Annotated in this window: 16 protein-coding genes; 5 read left to right on the top strand and 11 right to left on the bottom strand. The window is 71.5% G+C overall.

The window, feature by feature from the left end; genetic code table 11:
* The first annotated feature begins 70 nt into the window (after positions 1-70).
* Together ACFC0D_RS01725 and ACFC0D_RS01720 are read left to right on the top strand one after the other, a co-directional pair.
* The gene (locus ACFC0D_RS01725) at positions 71-1855 is read left to right on the top strand and encodes a bifunctional metallophosphatase/5'-nucleotidase (protein WP_376430463.1); all 1785 of its coding nucleotides are present in this window, start codon (positions 71-73) and stop codon (positions 1853-1855) included.
* A gap of 109 nt (positions 1856-1964) precedes the next feature.
* Positions 1965-2264: a DUF1876 domain-containing protein gene (locus ACFC0D_RS01720; protein ID WP_362016706.1), complete on the top strand. Its 300-nt coding sequence runs from the start codon at positions 1965-1967 to the stop codon at positions 2262-2264.
* Between the two features lie 56 nt (positions 2265-2320).
* Here the strand turns inward: ACFC0D_RS01720 and ACFC0D_RS01715 are convergent, their stop codons facing one another.
* From ACFC0D_RS01715 to ACFC0D_RS01695, 5 genes are all read right to left on the bottom strand, one after another.
* On the bottom strand, positions 2321-2983 hold the full coding sequence (locus tag ACFC0D_RS01715) for a CBS domain-containing protein (RefSeq protein WP_376430462.1): 663 nt from the start codon (positions 2981-2983) through the stop codon (positions 2321-2323).
* 86 nt (positions 2984-3069) lie between these two features.
* Positions 3070-4308: a glycoside hydrolase family 64 protein gene (locus ACFC0D_RS01710; RefSeq protein ID WP_376430461.1), complete on the bottom strand. Its 1239-nt coding sequence runs from the start codon at positions 4306-4308 to the stop codon at positions 3070-3072.
* Positions 4309-4399: 91 nt separating this feature from the next.
* Positions 4400-4957, bottom strand: a complete 558-nt coding sequence (locus ACFC0D_RS01705; RefSeq protein ID WP_376430460.1) for an exonuclease domain-containing protein — start codon at positions 4955-4957, stop codon at positions 4400-4402.
* 102 nt (positions 4958-5059) lie between these two features.
* A complete protein-coding gene (locus ACFC0D_RS01700) occupies positions 5060-5725 on the bottom strand; it encodes a GntR family transcriptional regulator (RefSeq protein ID WP_376430459.1) in 666 nt (221 codons plus the stop codon).
* Positions 5726-5793: 68 nt separating this feature from the next.
* A complete protein-coding gene (locus ACFC0D_RS01695) occupies positions 5794-6969 on the bottom strand; it encodes a CaiB/BaiF CoA transferase family protein (RefSeq protein WP_376430458.1) in 1176 nt (391 codons plus the stop codon).
* Positions 6970-7106: 137 nt separating this feature from the next.
* Between ACFC0D_RS01695 and ACFC0D_RS01690 the strand changes: the two genes are divergently transcribed.
* A complete protein-coding gene (locus ACFC0D_RS01690) occupies positions 7107-8312 on the top strand; it encodes an acyl-CoA dehydrogenase family protein (protein WP_376430457.1) in 1206 nt (401 codons plus the stop codon).
* 66 nt (positions 8313-8378) lie between these two features.
* Here the strand turns inward: ACFC0D_RS01690 and ACFC0D_RS01685 are convergent, their stop codons facing one another.
* From ACFC0D_RS01685 to ACFC0D_RS01675, 3 genes are all read right to left on the bottom strand, one after another.
* Complete coding sequence (locus tag ACFC0D_RS01685) at positions 8379-8669, bottom strand: hypothetical protein (RefSeq protein ID WP_376430456.1); 291 nt, start codon at positions 8667-8669, stop codon at positions 8379-8381.
* A gap of 215 nt (positions 8670-8884) precedes the next feature.
* Positions 8885-9388, bottom strand: coding sequence for an FBP domain-containing protein (locus ACFC0D_RS01680; RefSeq protein WP_376430455.1), 504 nt, complete (start codon positions 9386-9388; stop codon positions 8885-8887).
* A 109-nt stretch (positions 9389-9497) separates the two neighbouring features.
* Positions 9498-10967, bottom strand: coding sequence for a PLP-dependent aminotransferase family protein (locus tag ACFC0D_RS01675; RefSeq protein WP_376430454.1), 1470 nt, complete (start codon positions 10965-10967; stop codon positions 9498-9500).
* A gap of 117 nt (positions 10968-11084) precedes the next feature.
* On the opposite strand from ACFC0D_RS01675, the gene ACFC0D_RS01670 reads away from it, so the two are divergent.
* The gene (locus ACFC0D_RS01670; RefSeq protein ID WP_376430453.1) at positions 11085-11261 is read left to right on the top strand and encodes a hypothetical protein; all 177 of its coding nucleotides are present in this window, start codon (positions 11085-11087) and stop codon (positions 11259-11261) included.
* 157 nt (positions 11262-11418) lie between these two features.
* Here ACFC0D_RS01670 and ACFC0D_RS01665 read toward each other — a convergent pair whose 3' ends face one another.
* The gene (locus tag ACFC0D_RS01665) at positions 11419-12819 is read right to left on the bottom strand and encodes a DUF6777 domain-containing protein (protein ID WP_376430452.1); all 1401 of its coding nucleotides are present in this window, start codon (positions 12817-12819) and stop codon (positions 11419-11421) included.
* 93 nt (positions 12820-12912) lie between these two features.
* Between ACFC0D_RS01665 and ACFC0D_RS01660 the strand changes: the two genes are divergently transcribed.
* Positions 12913-14238, top strand: a complete 1326-nt coding sequence (locus ACFC0D_RS01660) for a streptophobe family protein (RefSeq protein WP_376430451.1) — start codon at positions 12913-12915, stop codon at positions 14236-14238.
* 90 nt (positions 14239-14328) lie between these two features.
* On the opposite strand, the gene ACFC0D_RS01655 is transcribed toward ACFC0D_RS01660, so the two are convergent.
* Positions 14329-15324 (bottom strand): serine/threonine-protein kinase, encoded by a 996-nt coding sequence (locus ACFC0D_RS01655; protein ID WP_376430450.1) that lies wholly within the window; start codon positions 15322-15324, stop codon positions 14329-14331.
* On the bottom strand, positions 15324-16172 hold the full coding sequence (locus ACFC0D_RS01650; RefSeq protein WP_376430449.1) for a hypothetical protein: 849 nt from the start codon (positions 16170-16172) through the stop codon (positions 15324-15326). Before ACFC0D_RS01650 ends, ACFC0D_RS01655 begins: the two co-directional genes overlap by 1 nt.
* Positions 16173-16180 lie beyond the last annotated feature (8 nt).

Raw genomic sequence — 16180 nt, 5'->3', positions numbered from 1 at the left:
ACGTTCATGGCCATGACATCGGACGGAACTGAGATGAGTGTGCTCGTCCCACTCCGAAGGAGTCATCGCCTTGAGAAACGTCCTTCGCCGGATCGGCGTCATCGCCGCGGGCACCGCCCTCCTCGGCGGCACGCTCTCCGTCTCACCGGCCGCCGCAGACGACACCGTCGATGTTCAACTCCTCAGCATCACCGACTTCCACGGCTATCTGCAGCCGCCCACCGCCGGGCAGGGCGGAACGATTCCCGCGGGCCGCGGCACCTCGGTCACCGTCGGCGGCGCCGCCTATCTCGCGACCCACCTCAAGCGGTTGCGATCGGGCCACCCCAACTCCGTCTTCTTCTCCACCGGGGACAGCTTCGCCGGCTGGCCCTTCGAGGTGGACGCCTTCCAGGACGAACCGACCATCGAGGTCCTCAACAAGCTGGGGCTGCGCTTCTCGGCAGTGGGCAACCACGAACTGGACGTGTCCCCGGACTTCCTGGTCGAGCACATGGAAGAGGGCCGGTGCTTCGGCAGGATCGGCGTGGACAGCTGCTTCACGGACTCCACCGGACGCCGCTTCCACGGTGCCGACTTCGACTTCCAGTCCGGCAACATCGTCTCCGCGCAGACCGGTCGCCCGGTGGTGGATCCGTACCGCATCGAGTGGTTCCCCGCCGGCGCCGACAAGCGTGTCCCGGTCGGTTTCATCAGCACCACGATGGAGGGCGCCGTCACGGGCTCGACGTCCTACCAGCCGCAACTGCGCGCACTCGACCAGGCACGGACGATCGATCGCTACGCCGAGGAGCTCCAGCGCCGCGGAGTCGAGGCCATCGTCCTCAACGTGCACGAAGGAGGTTCGCCCAAGTCCGCCGCGACCTCCGGCTACGACGAGTGCGACTCCGCCTACGGGCCGGTGATCGAGCTGGCGAAGGAGGTCACCCCCGAGATCGACGCGGTCGTCACGGGGGATTGGCACTCCCGCTTCAACTGCATGGTGCCCGACCCGGCCGGCGTGCCGCGCCCGGTCGTGGAAGCGGGCAACCACGGCGCACTGATCAGCGAGATCAACCTGGCCCTCGATCCGAGGACGGGCGAGGTCCTGAGGAACCGCACCCGGTCCGTCAACCACGCCGTGACGCGCGACGTGGCGCCGGACCGCGACGTCCAGAAGATCGTCGACCACTGGGCCGCGCGCGGAGCCCAGCGCTCCGCCGAACCGCTCGCCAAGCAGACCGGCTCCTTCACCCGTACGCCCAACGCCGCGGGGGAGAGCACCGCAGCCGACCTGTACGCCGACGTGCAGTACTGGAACGCCAACCGCACCCGTCAGGGGCAGGCCGACCTTGCACTGATCGCGGCGCGCCCCGCCAAGGGCAGCAGCGCCGTCCGAGGCGACCTGCCGTACGCCAAGGGGAACCTCCCGGGCGACGCGGACGGCCGCGTCCTGTTCGGTGAGTCCTGGAACGTCTACGGCTACGGGAACCCGGTTCTCACCGTCGGAGTGAAGGGACGTCAGCTGGACGCGATCCTTGAGCAGCAGTGGCAGAAGCAGGCCGACGGGTCGGTGAAGTACGCCCCGCTCGCCGTCTCCCGCAACGTCTCGTACACGTACGATCCGGCGCGCCCGGTCGGCGACCGCGTCTCACCCCGCGACGTGCTGATCAACGGCCGGCCGCTGGATCCCGCGCGCACCTACCGGGTCGCCGCCCTCGCGTACACGGTCATCGGAGCCGACGGCTACAGCGCCTTCGCCGGCCACACCGCCCCGGTCCGCAACGGTGCCGATCACGAGAGCTTCGTGGACTACCTCAGGGCCCACAGGACGATCTCCCCGGCGCCGCTGAACCGCGTTCGCATCAAGAGCTGACGTGATCGAGCGGCCGTCGCCGCGCGCCCACGCGCGCGTGGATGGATCCTGGGAGTAGGAAGGGACGCACGGCGGTCTCACGCGTCCCGACGGTGCGAGGAGGCAGACCATGACACGGACCCTTGAGTGGACGGTCGGCCTGGAACTGGTCGAAGAGGACGGCAGGACCAAGGCCGAGGCGCATCTGAACACTGGCACGTCGACCCTCACCGGCCACGGCAGCGCACGGTGCAACCCGTCGGACGTGGATGTTCCGGCCATCGGCGACGAGCTCGCCGCCAGCCGGGCCATGAAGGACCTGGCAGGCCAGCTGATGCGAGAGGCCAACCGTGAGATGGAGGCGGTGGGCGCGGGGACGGTACCCCAGCACACCGGTCCCGGATACGGCTGGCCCGAGGCGGTCTCCTAGCGGGACCGCCGCAGGACCGGGCCCGTCGGAGTCCTGCCGACGGGCCCGCTCCGCTGTCAGGGAAGGCGTGGCGCCTCGCTCCCGGCCTCGGCCACCGGAGCATCGCGGTCGCTCCTGTCCTGATCGTCGTCCTCGTCCTCGTAGGACAGCCGGTCCACGACCTCCACGACGCCGTCCACGCTCTCGCAGAGCCGGACGAGGACCGGCGCGATGCTCTTGCGCTCCAGCGTGCCGCTGAGCGTCACGCGACCCTCGTCGACGTCGATGTGGAGCGCGGCGGGGGAGATCTCCAGGATCCGCATGACCACGTCCTCCAGGATCTCCTCCTGGATGGCACGGTCGCGCCTCAGGAACAGCTGGAGCAGATCGCTCCGGCTCAGCACTCCGATGAGCTGCCCGCCGGCGTCCACCACCGGCAGCCGCTTCACCCGGTGCCGCTCCATGAGCCGGGCCGCCTCGATCGCCGTCCAGGAAGGGCGGGCCACCACCACGGGGCTGGACATCATCGCCCCCGCGGTGCTCGGCCCGCCCTTGGCGGTGTGGCGACGCAGCAGATCCGCCTCGGACACCACACCGACCGGCCGATTGTCCTCGTCGACCACCGGCACCGCGGTGATGCCGTACTCGTCGAGCAGTCGCGCGATCTCCTTGAACGACGTCCCCGGCTGCACGGCCACCGCGGTCGGCGTCATCAGGTCGGCCACACTGCGGTTCCGCATGGTCGGTTCCGTCCCTTCTTGGCTCCTTCGTCCATGATCCCTCACGCGGAGCGGGAGCAGGCGCAGGAGCCCGGGACGGCGTGACGTCAGTCGAACGGGTCGAGTGTCACGTACGCCTGTCGCGGGTCGCCGTCGTGCACCAGGGACTCGTGCGCGCCGACGTCGTCGAAGGCGAAGCCGTACGCCTTGCCGTCCGTCATCTGCGCGTGGATCTTGCGCGAGTAGTGGTTGGTCACCGCGTCCTGGTAGAAGCCGGCGGACGAGGTGTCCGGCTGGTTGGGGTTGGTGAGCAGGGTGGAGCGGTTGTATCCGGCGCAGAGGGTACGGGAGATGGGGCCCCGGACCTGGTCGTTCGGGGCGTCGAGCCGCTTGTAGCAGCCGAAGACGCTGTCCGAGTCGGGCTTCTGGAAGGAGGTGACGACGGCCCCCGCGCTGTTCGTAAAGTTCATGACGTTCCCGGAGACCCGGCCGTAGTACTTCACCGACGGCTGGTTCGCGAAGGGGGTCACGGTCAGTGTCGAGCCGGCGTACTTGGTCCAGACACGGTTGATGTAGTCGTCCATGACACCGGCCGGGAGTGCGCCGGCCTCGATGCCGTGGCCGGGGGCGAGGGCCCGCAGGACGGTCCCGTCGCTCCGGGTCTGGACGAGGCCCGCCCAGCCGCCGGGTTGGCCCCTGAGTGCGTCGAAGAAGCCTTTGTAGCCACCGGGCTTGAGCCGGCCCGTCGTGGCGACGCTCCCGTCGGGACGCTTGACGCCGACGGCGTACGGGGCCGAGACCATGTCGACCTGGGTGCTGTTGATCCAGAGTCCGGAGTCGTTGAGCGTGTACTCGGACCAGTTGAACAGGATGCTCCGGTTGGGGTCGCTCGGGTTCTGTACGGCGGGCTGGACGAGGCCGCCCGTCGCGAGCTTGAAGACGAGCTTCTGGCCGTAGCTGAAGTAGATCCGTCCGGAGAACTTCGGCAGACGGATCGTCATGGACCCGCCGTTCGCCGGGCCGGCGATGGACGCGTCGGGCGCGGGGACGGGGACGGATCCCCCGGCGGGCCAGGGGTGGAAGGTGCCGTTCGCATCGGCCCAGCCCTGGCGGCCGGTGGAGAGCTCGGTGCCGAGGTTGTACACGTACACCTGCTCGCCGCGGCGCGAGTTGTTCGTGAAGGTGAGGGGGATCGTGGCGGGGACGGCGGCCGGCGCGGCGGCGGGGTCGGCGCCGGCCGCCTGGACCGTGGGGGAGGGCCCCGCGACGGCCACTGCGGTGCCGATGAGGGCGGCGGCGGTGACCGGTGCGAGCAGCGCAAGCCTGCGTCGATGGCGGGAAGGCATGGGAGGGCTCCTCTGGGTGGGGGTCATGAGGAAGCTGAGAGCGCTCTCAGAATGGTGAGGATGTGATGGCCCTGTCAACCTTCTGAACGGTTCAGGCGGGCCAGGAGCCGCGCTCGTTCAACTGCAGAACGAGGGCTGCGATGTTCCAGGCGTCGTCCTCGCCCCGGTGGTGGCGGCCCTCCAGCGGGATCCCCGCGATCTCCAACGCACGGGCCATGCCAGGGCGTCTGGCCAGGCCGTTCGCCTCCGTGAAGACCGCCTTGGCATTGGTGTGACGGTGCCCGAAGGGGTACTCCGTGCCCGTCACCCGGCACTGGTGCGTGAACTGATTGCGGTCGTAGTCGCCCCAACTGGCCCACGGGCGGGCCCCGCCGGCGTGCTCGACGGCCAGCAGCCGGCAGGCGGCGGCGAAGTCCAGACCGGTGTCCACCTCCGCCTGCGTGAGACCGGTCAGCTCCGTGCAGAACGAACTGACCGTCGAACGCGCGGGCTTGACCAGCACGCGGTGCCGGCCGATGCGTTCGCCCGCGTCCAGATCGACGACGGTGAGACCGATCTCGATGATCTCGCTCACCGCTCCGGGCGGTCGCTTCCCCTCCCAACAGGTCGCCTCGACGTCGACGATGTTCAACAGGCGTTCGTGGTCCATGACGTCGAGGCTAGAGGGACGGTACGGAGCGGTCATCCGGATTTCCGCCCGGTGGCCACCACGGTCTGCCCGGGCGAGTCGGCCTCACCCCGGGCCACCGTCTCACTCCAGGTCCAGGACCTCCCGCAGAGCCGCCACGGCGTGCGCCCGGTGATCGCTCAGCTCGCGCACCGCGGCGCTCTCGTCTCCGTGGCGCACCGCAGAGATGACCGCCCGGTGCTCGCGCACGGCCAGCTCCCGGTTCTGCACCTCCGTGTAGTACAGCGAGCGGTAGGCGTCGGTGGCGTCCCACAGTGTGCCGATGAGCCGGACCAGGCGCGGCATTCCGGACGCTTCGATCAGGGTGAAGTGGAAGCGGCGGTTGGCCGCCGCCATCGCCGTCACGTCCCCCTCGTCGGCCGCCCGTTCCACCTCCCGCTGGATCCTCTCCAGCGTGGCGACCAGTCCGTCCTCGCCGCGGACGACGGCCAGCCGCACCGCCTCCGTCTCGAGCAGCTCCCGGATCCGGTAGATCTCCTCCAGATCCGCGAGGGACAACTCGGCAACGAAGTACCCCCGGTGGACGTGGTGCACGACGAGACCCTCGGCCTCCAGGGTCTTCAGGGCCTCGCGCAGCGGCACCCGGCTGACGTCGAGCCGGGCGGCGAGCGCGTCCTGGCGGATCTGGCCGCCGGGCCGCAGCTCGCCGGTGGTGATGGCGCGCCGCAGCTCCTCGAGGACGAACTGCTGGGCGGTCGGCGGCCGCCGCTTCTGCACCGCGCTGCTCATCGCCTGTGCCCCCTTCTTCGTTTCCCTGACCGGCGCGCGGTCCCGCGGCGCCGGATCCGTACATCTTCCTATGGCTTGCGGGGGAGAAGTCCCAGCTCGGTGAGGAGGGACTCGGTGTGCTCACCCAGGCGCGGGGGAGCGGCGCGGTAGACGGGCGGGGTCGTGCCGAACGCGATCGGATTGACGACCTGGCCCGGGCCGGCCGCCTCGACGGGGACGCGGGGTTCCAGGCCGAGACGCTCCGCCAGGTCGAACGCGGCAGCGAGATCGTTGATCGGCCCGCAGGGCACGCCGGCCGCCGTGAACTCCTCGAACCAGCTGTCGGCGGTCCGCTCGGCGAGCGGACCCGCCAGGGCCCGGAGCAGCTCCTCGCGGTGGGCGACTCGAGCGGCGTTGGTGGCGAACCGGGCGTCCTCGGCGAGATCGGCGATCCCGAGCCGTGCGCAGAGCGTCCGGAACTGGCGGTCGTTGCCCACGGCGAGCACGAGCGGCCGGTCCTGCGCCTCGAACACCTCGTACGGGGCGATGCTGGGGTGCCGGTTGCCCATGGCGCGGGGAACGACCCCCGCGCCGAGGTACGCGGCCGACTGGTTGGTGAGCGCGGACAGCAGCGAGGTGAGCAGCGAGACCTCGACACGCTGGCCCTCTCCGGTACGTTCCCGGTGGCGCAGGGCGGCGAGGACGCCGAGGCCCGCGTGGAGCCCGGTGATCACGTCGACCAGTGCCACCCCCGCCTTCGTGCCCTGCCCGCCGGGCTCGCCGGTGACGCTCATCAGCCCGCCCATGGCCTGGACGAGAAGGTCGTAGCCGGGCAGACGGGCGCCCTCGGCCGCGCCGAAGCCGGTCACTGAGCAGTAGACGAGCCCGGGGTTCGATGTCCGTACGTCCTCGTACCCGAGGCCGAGCTTCTCCATCGTGCCGGGGCGGAAGTTCTCCACCAGGACGTCGGCGCGGTCGACGATCGCCCGTGCCGCCTCCCGGTCCGCCGGGTCGGTCAGGTCGAGGGCGACGGAGCGCTTGTTCCGGTTCACCCCGAGGAAGTACGTGGCCTCGTCGTCGGCGAAGGGGGGACCCCACGCGCGCGTGTCGTCCCCGGAGCCGGGCCGCTCGATCTTGATCACGTCGGCGCCGAGGTCGGCCAGAAGCATCGTCATGTACGGGCCCGCCAGTACCCGGCCGAAGTCGGCGACGACGATCCCGGACAGGGCGCCCGCAACGGGCGCCCCCTGGTGGTCTGCGTGCATATCGCTCTCCTCCGCCCGGCATCCGGATCCAGGGGGAACGTACGGATCGGAGATCAGATATTCAATACTGGATCCAAAATCCGATCTCCCGCTACGCTTCGGCACGCCGAGTAGCCGCACCCGCCTGGAGGCCGTCCGTGAAGCCGTCGCCGCAGTCGTCGAACGCGTCGAAGTCGTCCCCCGTCCACCCCTTCGATCTGTTCGCGATCGACGGACTGCTGACGGACGAGGAGCGGGAGATCCGTCGGACCGTCCGCGCGATGGCGGACCGCGAGCTGCGCCCGCACCTGGCCGAATGGTTCGAGCAGGGCGCCATCCCCGCCCGCGAACTCGCCCGGAAGCTGGGCGGTATCGGTGTGCTCGGCATGCACCTGGAGGGCTACGGCTGCGCCGGCACCAACGCCGTCGCGTACGGTCTGGCCTGCCTGGAGCTGGAGGCCGTCGACTCGGGTCTGCGCAGCCTGGTGTCCGTCCAGGGCTCGCTCGCCATGTACGCGATCTGGAAGTACGGCTCGGAGGAGCAGAAGCAGCAGTGGCTGCCCGGGATGGCGGCCGGCGAGTACATCGGATGCTTCGGGCTCACCGAGCCGGACGCGGGGTCGGATCCCGGATCCATGCGCACCCGCGCCAAGCGGGACGGTGGCGACTGGGTGCTCAACGGCACCAAGATGTGGATCACGAACGGCTCGGTCGCCGATGTCGCGGTCGTCTGGGCCCGCACCGACGAAGGCGTTCGTGGCTTCCTGGTGCCCGCCGGCACCCCCGGTTTCAGCGCGCCGGAGATCAAGCAGAAGCTGTCCCTGCGGGCGAGCGTGACCAGCGAACTGGTCCTGGAGGACGTACGGCTGCCGGCGGAGGCGATGCTGCCGGAGGCGCGGGGCCTGTCGGGGCCGCTCGGCTGTCTGAACGAGGCCCGGTTCGGAATCGTCTTCGGCGCCCTCGGAGCGGCTCGCGACTGCCTGGAGACGGCGATCTCGTACGCGGGCGACCGCATCGTCTTCGAACGGCCCCTCGCCTCCTACCAGCTGACCCAGGCGAAGCTCGCGGACATGTCCCTGGAACTCGGCAAGGGCATGCTGCTCGCACTGCACCTGGGACGCCTCAAGGACGCGGGGACCCTCACTCCGGAGCAGGTGAGTGTGGGCAAGCTGAACAACGTACGAGAGGCCATCGCCATCGCCCGCGAGTGCCGGACGATCCTGGGTGCGAACGGCATCACGCTGGAGTACCCGGTGATGCGCCACGCCAACAACCTGGAGTCGGTGCTCACCTACGAGGGCACCAGCGAGGTCCACTCCCTGGTCATCGGCAAGGCGCTCACGGGCGAGCAGGCCTTCCGCTGATCCGCGGCGCCGGGGGCGGGCCTCGACGCGCGGCGCCGGCCCCCGCCTGGTCAGGTGATCGATGCCTCAGCGCGGTCTGGTCGCCGCTGCCACGAACATCGGCAGTGCCAGGAAGAGGCGGTCGGCCTCCGCCCGCGCACGCTGGGCATCCGCTCGCTGACCGCTACCACCGATGCCGAGAAACGTCGGGACATCCTGCGCGCAGAGGCCAAGGCGCTTCGCTCCCGTATCGCGGCTGCGCAGGCGTCCCTCGACCTCATCGAATGCGCCCTCGGCTGCAATCACGAGGACTTCACCCAGTGCGCCCATTTCCGGCTGGTCGTGACGGATCGCTTCGGCACGAATGCCGCCGTCCACGTCCCTGGCTGACTCCGTGCGCACGACACGTGTGCGGCCGATGCGATTCGGCCGCACACGTGCACAAGGCGCTCCCGCCGCAGGTCAGGCGAACCTGTCGACCCGTGCAATCCTTCGGCGACAGCGGCTGCTGCACCGCCCACTGCCCGTCCGTGATTCTCCACGCGTCACGGATCAAGATCGCTTCACGCCAAGATCCACTCTTGACGCTCGACCTAGCCTGCCGTGACCTTCCCCAGGAAGGCGTCCAGGTTCGCGGTCATCCGCTCGATCCGCCCCTCGACGGTCAGCGACTCCTCGTGGCGCCCGGCTCTCAGCTTGGGCTGCCGCTTGCCGCGGACGTAGAGGGAACACGCCAGGTCGGCGCAGACGTAGATGCCGACCGTGTTCCCCTCACGGCCCCGGGTGCCGGCGAGCGGCGCCGCGAGCAGGGTCACGCCCGAGGAGGCGTGCCCCGTCAGACAGACCTGGCAGAGACTGGACTTGACCGCGCTGGTACGGCTCGTCGCGGGCACCCGCAGCGTGATGCCGAGCGCGCCGCCCTCACGGGGGACGACGAGATGGGCGCGCAGCGGGGCGCCGGGGTCGACCCAGCCGAGGAAGTCGAGGTCCTGCCACGGGAGTTCGGCGAAGTCGAGCGGCAGTCTGAGTCGGCTTGCCTCGCCCTTCGTGCAGTTCACGAACGACGAGCGGATCTGTTGGTCGGTGAGAGGTTCCACTCGGTGGACCGTACACGGACCCCGCGGGGCGGGGCATCCGGATTTCGCCCCGCCCTCCACCGCCCCGCCGGCCGCCTCCCCGACCCCTTCCGGGTCTCCTCAGATCCCCTCAGGCCACCCAGTCCGGCAGGTCCGGGTCCGAGATCCGCGCCGGGGCGCCCGACAAGGCCGCCGCAAGCCGCTCGGCCGCCGTGTCGTAGACGTCGACAGGGAGCGCGAAGGGGATGCGCAGCCTGTGCTCGTGCGTGCCCGGATCCACCCCGAACCGGGATCCGCCCTCCACCCGTACCCCGTGCCGCAGTGCCCGTGCCGACAGCGAGGAAGCGATCGGACGGCCCAGATCGATCCATAGGCACAGCCCGCCGGTCGGCAGGGTCCAGTGCCACTCCGGGACATGGCGCGCCAGCGCCGTCGTCAGCGCCTCGCGGCGCCTGCGCAGCTCCCCCGCGCGGCGCGGCAGGATGGTGTCCAGACGGTCGATCAGCTCGGCGGCGACCAGCTGGTCGAGGACCGAACCCGCCAGATCGGCGGTGATGCGGACCCGCGCCAGCTCGGTGACCACCCGCGCCGACGCCCGGGCCCAGCCGACCCGCAGCCCGCCCCAGCAGCCCTTGCTGAGCGAACCGACGCTGATGATCTGCTCGCCGTGTCCGGGCCCCGCGACCGCCGCGAAGGGCCGCGGGGCCGGCACGTCCAGGGCGATGTCGGCGAGCGTCTCGTCGACGACGAGCCAGGTGCCGGTGCCGTGTGCCGAACGCGCCACCTCACGACGCTGCGCCTCGGGCATCAGATGTCCGGTCGGATTGTGGAAGTCGGGGATGAGATAGGCGAGTCGGGGCGCCGTCTGGCGCAGCGCCGCCTCGATCAGCCCGCTGTCCCAGCCGGACTCCGTGACCGGTACGGGAGTGATGCGCAGCCGCCGGCCGCGCATGGCGTCCAGGGCGTTGGTGTACGAAGGGTTCTCGGCGAGCGCCCGGTCGCCGGGACCGCCGAGCAGCGCCAGGGCGAGGGACACCGCCTGCTGGGCCCCGGTCGTGACGAGGATCTGCTCCGGGCGGGTGGGCAGCCCGCGCCGCGTGTAGCGGTCGGCGATGGCAGCGCGCAGCTCCGGTAGCCCGAACGGGTGATACCCCTGGGTGCGTGCGTAGCGCGGCAGCTCGGCCGAGGCCACGGCGAGCGCTTCGGCGAGTTCGTCGACCGGGGCCTCGGGTGCGGCGAGCGCGAGGTCGATCGCCGCGTCGGAGTGGCCGTGGAGCGTGGTCAGGCTGATCGGCGCCTGACTGTCCGGGAGCGCCGTCCAGGTGCCCGCGCCCCGCCGGCTGTGCGCGTACCCGCTCTCCCGCAGCAGGTCGTAGGCGCCGGTGACGGTCGTGCGACTCACTGTCAGTGCCGTGGCCAGCTCCCGCTCGGCGGGCAGCCTCATCCGCAGCGCGACCCGTCCGTCGAGAAGCGTCTCCCGGATGGCGCGCGCCAGCTCCCGGTAGCCGAACCTGCCCTCCGGCGGCCGGGTGAGCAGCGCCGCCAGCTGGCGGCCCGTCAATGTGCGGTCCGCAGTGCGGACCACTCGAGCCTCTGCCATGCCAATCACTCCTCATTGGCTCTGCTGTCCAGACCAATAAGCCTACAGACTCCTGCTCAGTGGCCTGGTCACCGCGCCCCGAAAGGGGCGGAGGGGAACTGAGAGGAGAGACGAGCGATGTCCGGACACCTCACCGACCGTGACGAGAGGACGTGGCAGCGGCGGGCCGAGGAGCGGGTGGCGGAGCCCCTGCCGATCGGTGCCTGGATCCGCGGGCTCGGGGCGGCGATGACCCGCCGCCGGGAGACCGGACGGCGTGCCGCGACCCGGCTCCACGCCTGCGAGCCGTCGTGACCGTGCCGGGGCCCGTACTGCGGCAAGCAGTGGTGCGGGCGCTGCGGTTCAGCGCCGACGACCCCGTACCGGACGGCGCCGGTACGGGGTCGGGGTCGCGGTCGGTGCGGCCGGTCACGCCTCGGCGAGGCCGGCCTCGACCGCCGGGAACGGCCGGTCACGCGATCGGATGAACCTCCGGCCCGGGTTGCGGGGCCGGTGCGGAGGACAGGCCGGTCTCCGACCCGGGGGCGACCGGGCTGCTGACGGAGGTCTCGGGGTTCTCCGCCGAGGCCGACCCGGTCGTCCCGTCGGTCGTGCCGTCGGTCGGGCCGTTCGTGGTCTCCTCCGTGGTCGTTGTCTCGTCCGTGGTCGTCCCGTCCGTCGCCGGATCCGACTTCGGCGGCGTGACGGGCCCCTCGGTGGTCGGTGCGGTCGTGGTGGGGGTGTCCGAGGGGCAGGGCTTCCCGGTCTCGCCACCCCTCGGCGTCACGCAGGTCGCCGGGGTGGATTCGGACGTCGAAGGGGAGCCGGTGACGGTCGGTGAAGGGGGAGCCGTCGGCCTTGTGGTCGGCTTGTCCTGCTTCCCCTTGTGGTCGCCGGGCTTGCGGGCGAAATAGCCGTCGTCCTCGGGGTCGTAGACGACGAAGACGTCCACGACCTGCACCGAGGGCGCCACGACGACCACCTGGGACGGCTGATAGCCCGGCCAGGCGGTACCGGTCGTCTTCGGTGCCTTCTGGGGGACCGGAGTCGTCAGCGGATTGCCGCAGGCGCAGCGCACCCGGGGCACCCCTCGGTCGTCGACCAGCACCGCTGTGCCGGCCTGGAGCACCGCCTGGTACGGGGTGGCGGCGCCGCCCCGGTAGCCGTGGTTGGTCACGCGGGTGTCGACGCGTAGCTGAAGGGGGGTCAGGGAGCGCAGGTACCGGGGGACTTCGTTGGCGGAGATCTTCTGGACCGAGGCGAAGGCCGCGTTCTTGGCCGGCTCGTCGGTCAGATAGCGGACCTGCTGCTCGACGTCACAGCTCGCCACGTTACGCGTGCCGCCGTAGAGGCCGGCCGCGGAACCGCTGTAGGTGCGCACGGCGTTGGCATCCGCCGTCTGTGTCGCGCTGGGCAGCGGCGCGGCCGTCGGTGAGGCGGTGGGGGTGCGGGCCGTGGACTTGGTGAACGGGTCGGGGCCGGTCGCGGAGGCGTTCTGCAGGAACACCTCGCCGCCGCCCGCACCGCTGTCGCCACCGTTGCCGTCGGGGCGGGTGAGGACGACGACCAGGGCGATGGCGGCCACCAGGATGGCGGTGATCGAGGCGACCTTGGGGACGGAACGCCACCAGGGGCCGCCCGAACCACCGCCCGCACCGCCGCTCGTACCCCCTCCGCCGCCTCCGTCGCCGGGGCCGCCAGGGCCGCCCGGGCCACCGGAACCGCCCGAGCCGCCCCCCGAGCCGTCGTGCGGTCGATCGGGGGGCGGTGGTGGACCGGCGGCCCCTGGACTGCTGCTCGGGCCCGAGAGGGGACCCGAAGGCGGACCTGAGGGGGGAACCGAGGGGCGGCCGGACGGCGGGTGGGAAGTCACGTTTTTCCCTTTCTTCCGTTCCGCGCCCATTGTGTGCGCCGAACCGGTCCCGCCCGCAAGCGGAGGGCACCCGCCGGTACTAGCGTGGACAGCGTGAGCCGTCAGCAGCCCACCTCGTCCCGACCGGCGCCCGGCGTCCGGCAACTCGCCCGCCACTGGGGCGAAGCCCTGGCCGCCGTCCTCGCCGGTTTCCTCGCGATGGCCGTCGTCGCCGCACTCGGCCTCTGGGCAGCAGGCGCCGCCGACCTGCCAGGAGGCTTCGTCAACGTCGTCGCCGCGGTCGTCGTCATGGCCGCGGGCGGACAGATCGACCTCTCCGGCGATGCCGGCGCGCTCGCCGGTACGAACGCCGAACTCACCGCCATGCCGCTCACCGTCACCCTCGTGGGCGCATTGGTCACCGGTATCTGCTTCCTGCTCCCCCTCCGCCACCACGCCGTCGCCAGGACCCGAGACCTCCTCGCGCGGGCCGCCCGCACCGTCGTGCTGTGGCTGGCCGCCCTGGCCTGTCTCTCCGCCGTCGCCCAGCACGACTTCCCCGTCTCGATCGGCGGCGGCGAGACCGAGGACACGGTGTCCGACCTCTTCGGTGAACTCCTCGACGCGGCCGATCCCACCGTCGGCTTCCGCACCGACCTCGGTGCCACCCTCGGCTTCGGTCTCCTGTGGATCCTCGGCGTCCTGCTGATGGCGCTGCTGGTCTCCCGCAGCACCCCGCTGCCACCCCGGCTCGTCCGCCACCAGGAGGCCGTACGGCCGGCAGCGCACGCCATGTTGCTGCTGGTGCTCGCGTACGTCGTCGTCGGTCTGGTCATCGGCATCGTCGTGGCCACCACCAGGGGCCACGCCGCCGAGACCTGGGCCGTGATCCTGCTCGGCCTGCCCAACGTCAGCTGGCTCGCCCTCGGCGTCGGCATCGGAGGCTCCTGGGAGGGCACGGTCGAGGGGCCGTTCGGGTTGCCCATGCCCCCGATCCTCGACGCCGTGCTGCGCACCGACACCGCCGGCCTCTCCACCGTGGACCTGTCCTCGCTCACCTCGTACGACTCCCGGGCCTGGTGGATGCTCCCCGTCGCCGCCGTCCTGGTGCTGGCCGTGGCCTTCCTCGCGGCCGTCCGCTCGTCGGCCCGCACACGTCTCTGGCAGCACGCCCTCCGCATGGGGATCGCCTTCGGCCTGACCATGCTGGTCATCACCCCCGTCACGCTCGTCGAGGCGCGATTCGGACTCTCCATCCTCGGGATCGGCGAACTCGAATCACTGGGCGGCCAGGTGGTGCTGCGGCCCGCCGTCTGGAAGATGGCCGGCCTCGCCGTCCTCTGGGGGCTCGTCGCGGGCTTCCTCGGCGGACTGCTCGCCAAACCGGTCCATCGCCGCGGCGAAGTGGACGCGAGCCAGAAGGACACGCGAACCCGCTGACGTTCACCCACGCACGGTCGAACACCTGCCGCTCACGCACATTCGACACCTGCTGCTGAGGTTCCTGCACGCGCAACCGACACCTGCTGGTCAGGGCGCATCACGGAACACCGGCCGCGCCCAGGTCGGCGGCGGGGGCGGCGGGGTCGGCGGCTTCGGGTGGCGGCGTGTTCCACCATGCTCGCCCGGGCCCTTGCCGCCCCGCTCCAGCGCGGCCCGCAGCGCGCCGACGAACTCCAGACACGTCCCGTACCGTTCCTCCGGTGCCTTGGCCAACGCCTTCGCGAGCACCTCGTCCCCGGCCTCCGGCAGCTCCGGCCGCTCCGAGGAGAGCGGTGGCGGCGGATCGTACTGATGCGCCCAGAGCAGCGCCATGTCGTCGTCGCGGCGGAACGGCGGCGCCCCGGTGAGCGTCTCGTAGACCACGCAGGCCAGGCTGTACACGTCGCACCGGCCGTCCACCGGCTTCCCCGAGATCTGCTCCGGCGCCACGTAGTCGAGGGTGCCCACGAACTGCCCCACCGTCGTCAGACCGGTCAGCGACAACGACTTCTTCGTGAGCCCGAAGTCCGTGAGGTACACATGCTCCGGATGGTCGCGGTCGGTTCCTTCGGCGACCAGGATGTTGCCCGGCTTCACATCCCTGTGCACCAGGTCGTGCGCGTGCGCCGCGTCGAGCGCGGACGCCACCTGGACGGCGATCCGCCCCGCCTTCTCCGGCGGCAGCGCGCCCTCGCGGTCCAGGAGCGCCCGCAGGTCCTGCCCGGCGACGTACCGCATCGCGATGTACAGCACCCCCTCCGTCTCGCCCGCCTCGAAGACCGGCACGATGTGCGGATGGTCGATCGCCGCAGCCACCCGCGACTCGTGCGCGAACCGCTTGCGGAAGGTGTCGTTGCGGGCCAGTTCGGGGGCGAGGAGCTTCAGGGCCACCATCCGGTCGAGGCGCAGATCGCGCGCCCGGTAGACGACCGCCATCCCGCCGCGCCCGATCTCGGCATCCACCACGTAGCTCGCGATGTGCTTGCCGACGAGCCCGGAATCCCGGCCGACGGGGAGATCCATGTCCCGGGACGCGTCGGTCATCAGTCCTCACCCGGCAGGTTCGACGCGTCCACGACCCGGGTGGGCGGTGGCCGACCGGCCGGCGGCTTCCGGCGGTCCTTCTCATCCGGCAGGTTCGACGCGTCCACGACTTGAGTGGGCGGATGCGGACCGGCCGGCGGCTTCCGGCCGTCCTCCTCACCCGGCGGGTTCGACGCGTCCATGGCCTGGGTGGGCGGCGGACCGGCCGGCGGCCTCCGGTGGTCCTCCGCCGTGCCTTGCTCGCCTTCGTCGCTCTCATCGAGCTGCGGCACCACGCGCGTCGGCTGGTGATCGGCGCCGGTCTCCTCGCCCGTGGGCACGGCAGCCGCCGTGGACGGCGCGGACGAGGCGGCGTACGTACTGAGCCCGGTCCCGTCGCAGTACACCCAGCGCTCGTGCTCCCCGTCGTACAGCCACAGCGACTCGCCGTCGACCACCATCCCGACCCGCAGCCCGAACGTGCGCCGCCGGAAGGTGTCCCGGTCCGCCCGGCCCGCCGCCAACTCCTCCGAGGCCCGCCGGAAGCGACCCAGCGACTCCTCCGCCCGGGCGATCAGAGGGCGTGGGTCGGCGGTCCTGGCGAGCGGCTTACGGGCCTCCGGCGGGTCCACGGGCACGGAGACGAGCAGCCGGGCGTCGACCCAGGCGGCCCAGCCGTTCGAGCAGAGGATCTGCCCCCAGTCGCCGACCCGCTGCAGGAGCTCCACGGGCAGGAACGCGTCGAGCGGCACGGTGGGCAGCCCCGGATCGGGGGCCTCCCAGGCGGGCAGCCCGTCGCGCGGCACGACATGCGTCGGCCGGAAGTCCGGTACGTACTCCGGCACCGGGGGAGTGGCCGGGACACCCATGAACCGCC

It is taken from the genome of Streptomyces sp. NPDC056222, assembly GCF_042264065.1.
Classification (GTDB): domain Bacteria; phylum Actinomycetota; class Actinomycetes; order Streptomycetales; family Streptomycetaceae; genus Streptomyces.
This window is presented reverse-complemented; position numbering and strand designations above follow the sequence as displayed.

Coding starts and splice junctions, on each gene's coding strand:
- ACFC0D_RS01720 (WP_362016706.1), top strand. CDS start 1,965: ATGACACGGACCCTTGAGTGGACGGTCGGCCTGGAACTGGTCGAAGAG.
- ACFC0D_RS01715 (WP_376430462.1), bottom strand. CDS start 2,983: ATGCGGAACCGCAGTGTGGCCGACCTGATGACGCCGACCGCGGTGGCC.
- ACFC0D_RS01710 (WP_376430461.1), bottom strand. CDS start 4,308: ATGCCTTCCCGCCATCGACGCAGGCTTGCGCTGCTCGCACCGGTCACC.
- ACFC0D_RS01705 (WP_376430460.1), bottom strand. CDS start 4,957: ATGGACCACGAACGCCTGTTGAACATCGTCGACGTCGAGGCGACCTGT.
- ACFC0D_RS01700 (WP_376430459.1), bottom strand. CDS start 5,725: ATGAGCAGCGCGGTGCAGAAGCGGCGGCCGCCGACCGCCCAGCAGTTC.
- ACFC0D_RS01695 (WP_376430458.1), bottom strand. CDS start 6,969: ATGCACGCAGACCACCAGGGGGCGCCCGTTGCGGGCGCCCTGTCCGGG.
- ACFC0D_RS01675 (WP_376430454.1), bottom strand. CDS start 10,967: ATGGCAGAGGCTCGAGTGGTCCGCACTGCGGACCGCACATTGACGGGC.
- ACFC0D_RS01670 (WP_376430453.1), top strand. CDS start 11,085: ATGTCCGGACACCTCACCGACCGTGACGAGAGGACGTGGCAGCGGCGG.
- ACFC0D_RS01655 (WP_376430450.1), bottom strand. CDS start 15,324: ATGACCGACGCGTCCCGGGACATGGATCTCCCCGTCGGCCGGGATTCC.
- ACFC0D_RS01650 (WP_376430449.1), bottom strand. CDS start 16,172: ATGGGTGTCCCGGCCACTCCCCCGGTGCCGGAGTACGTACCGGACTTC.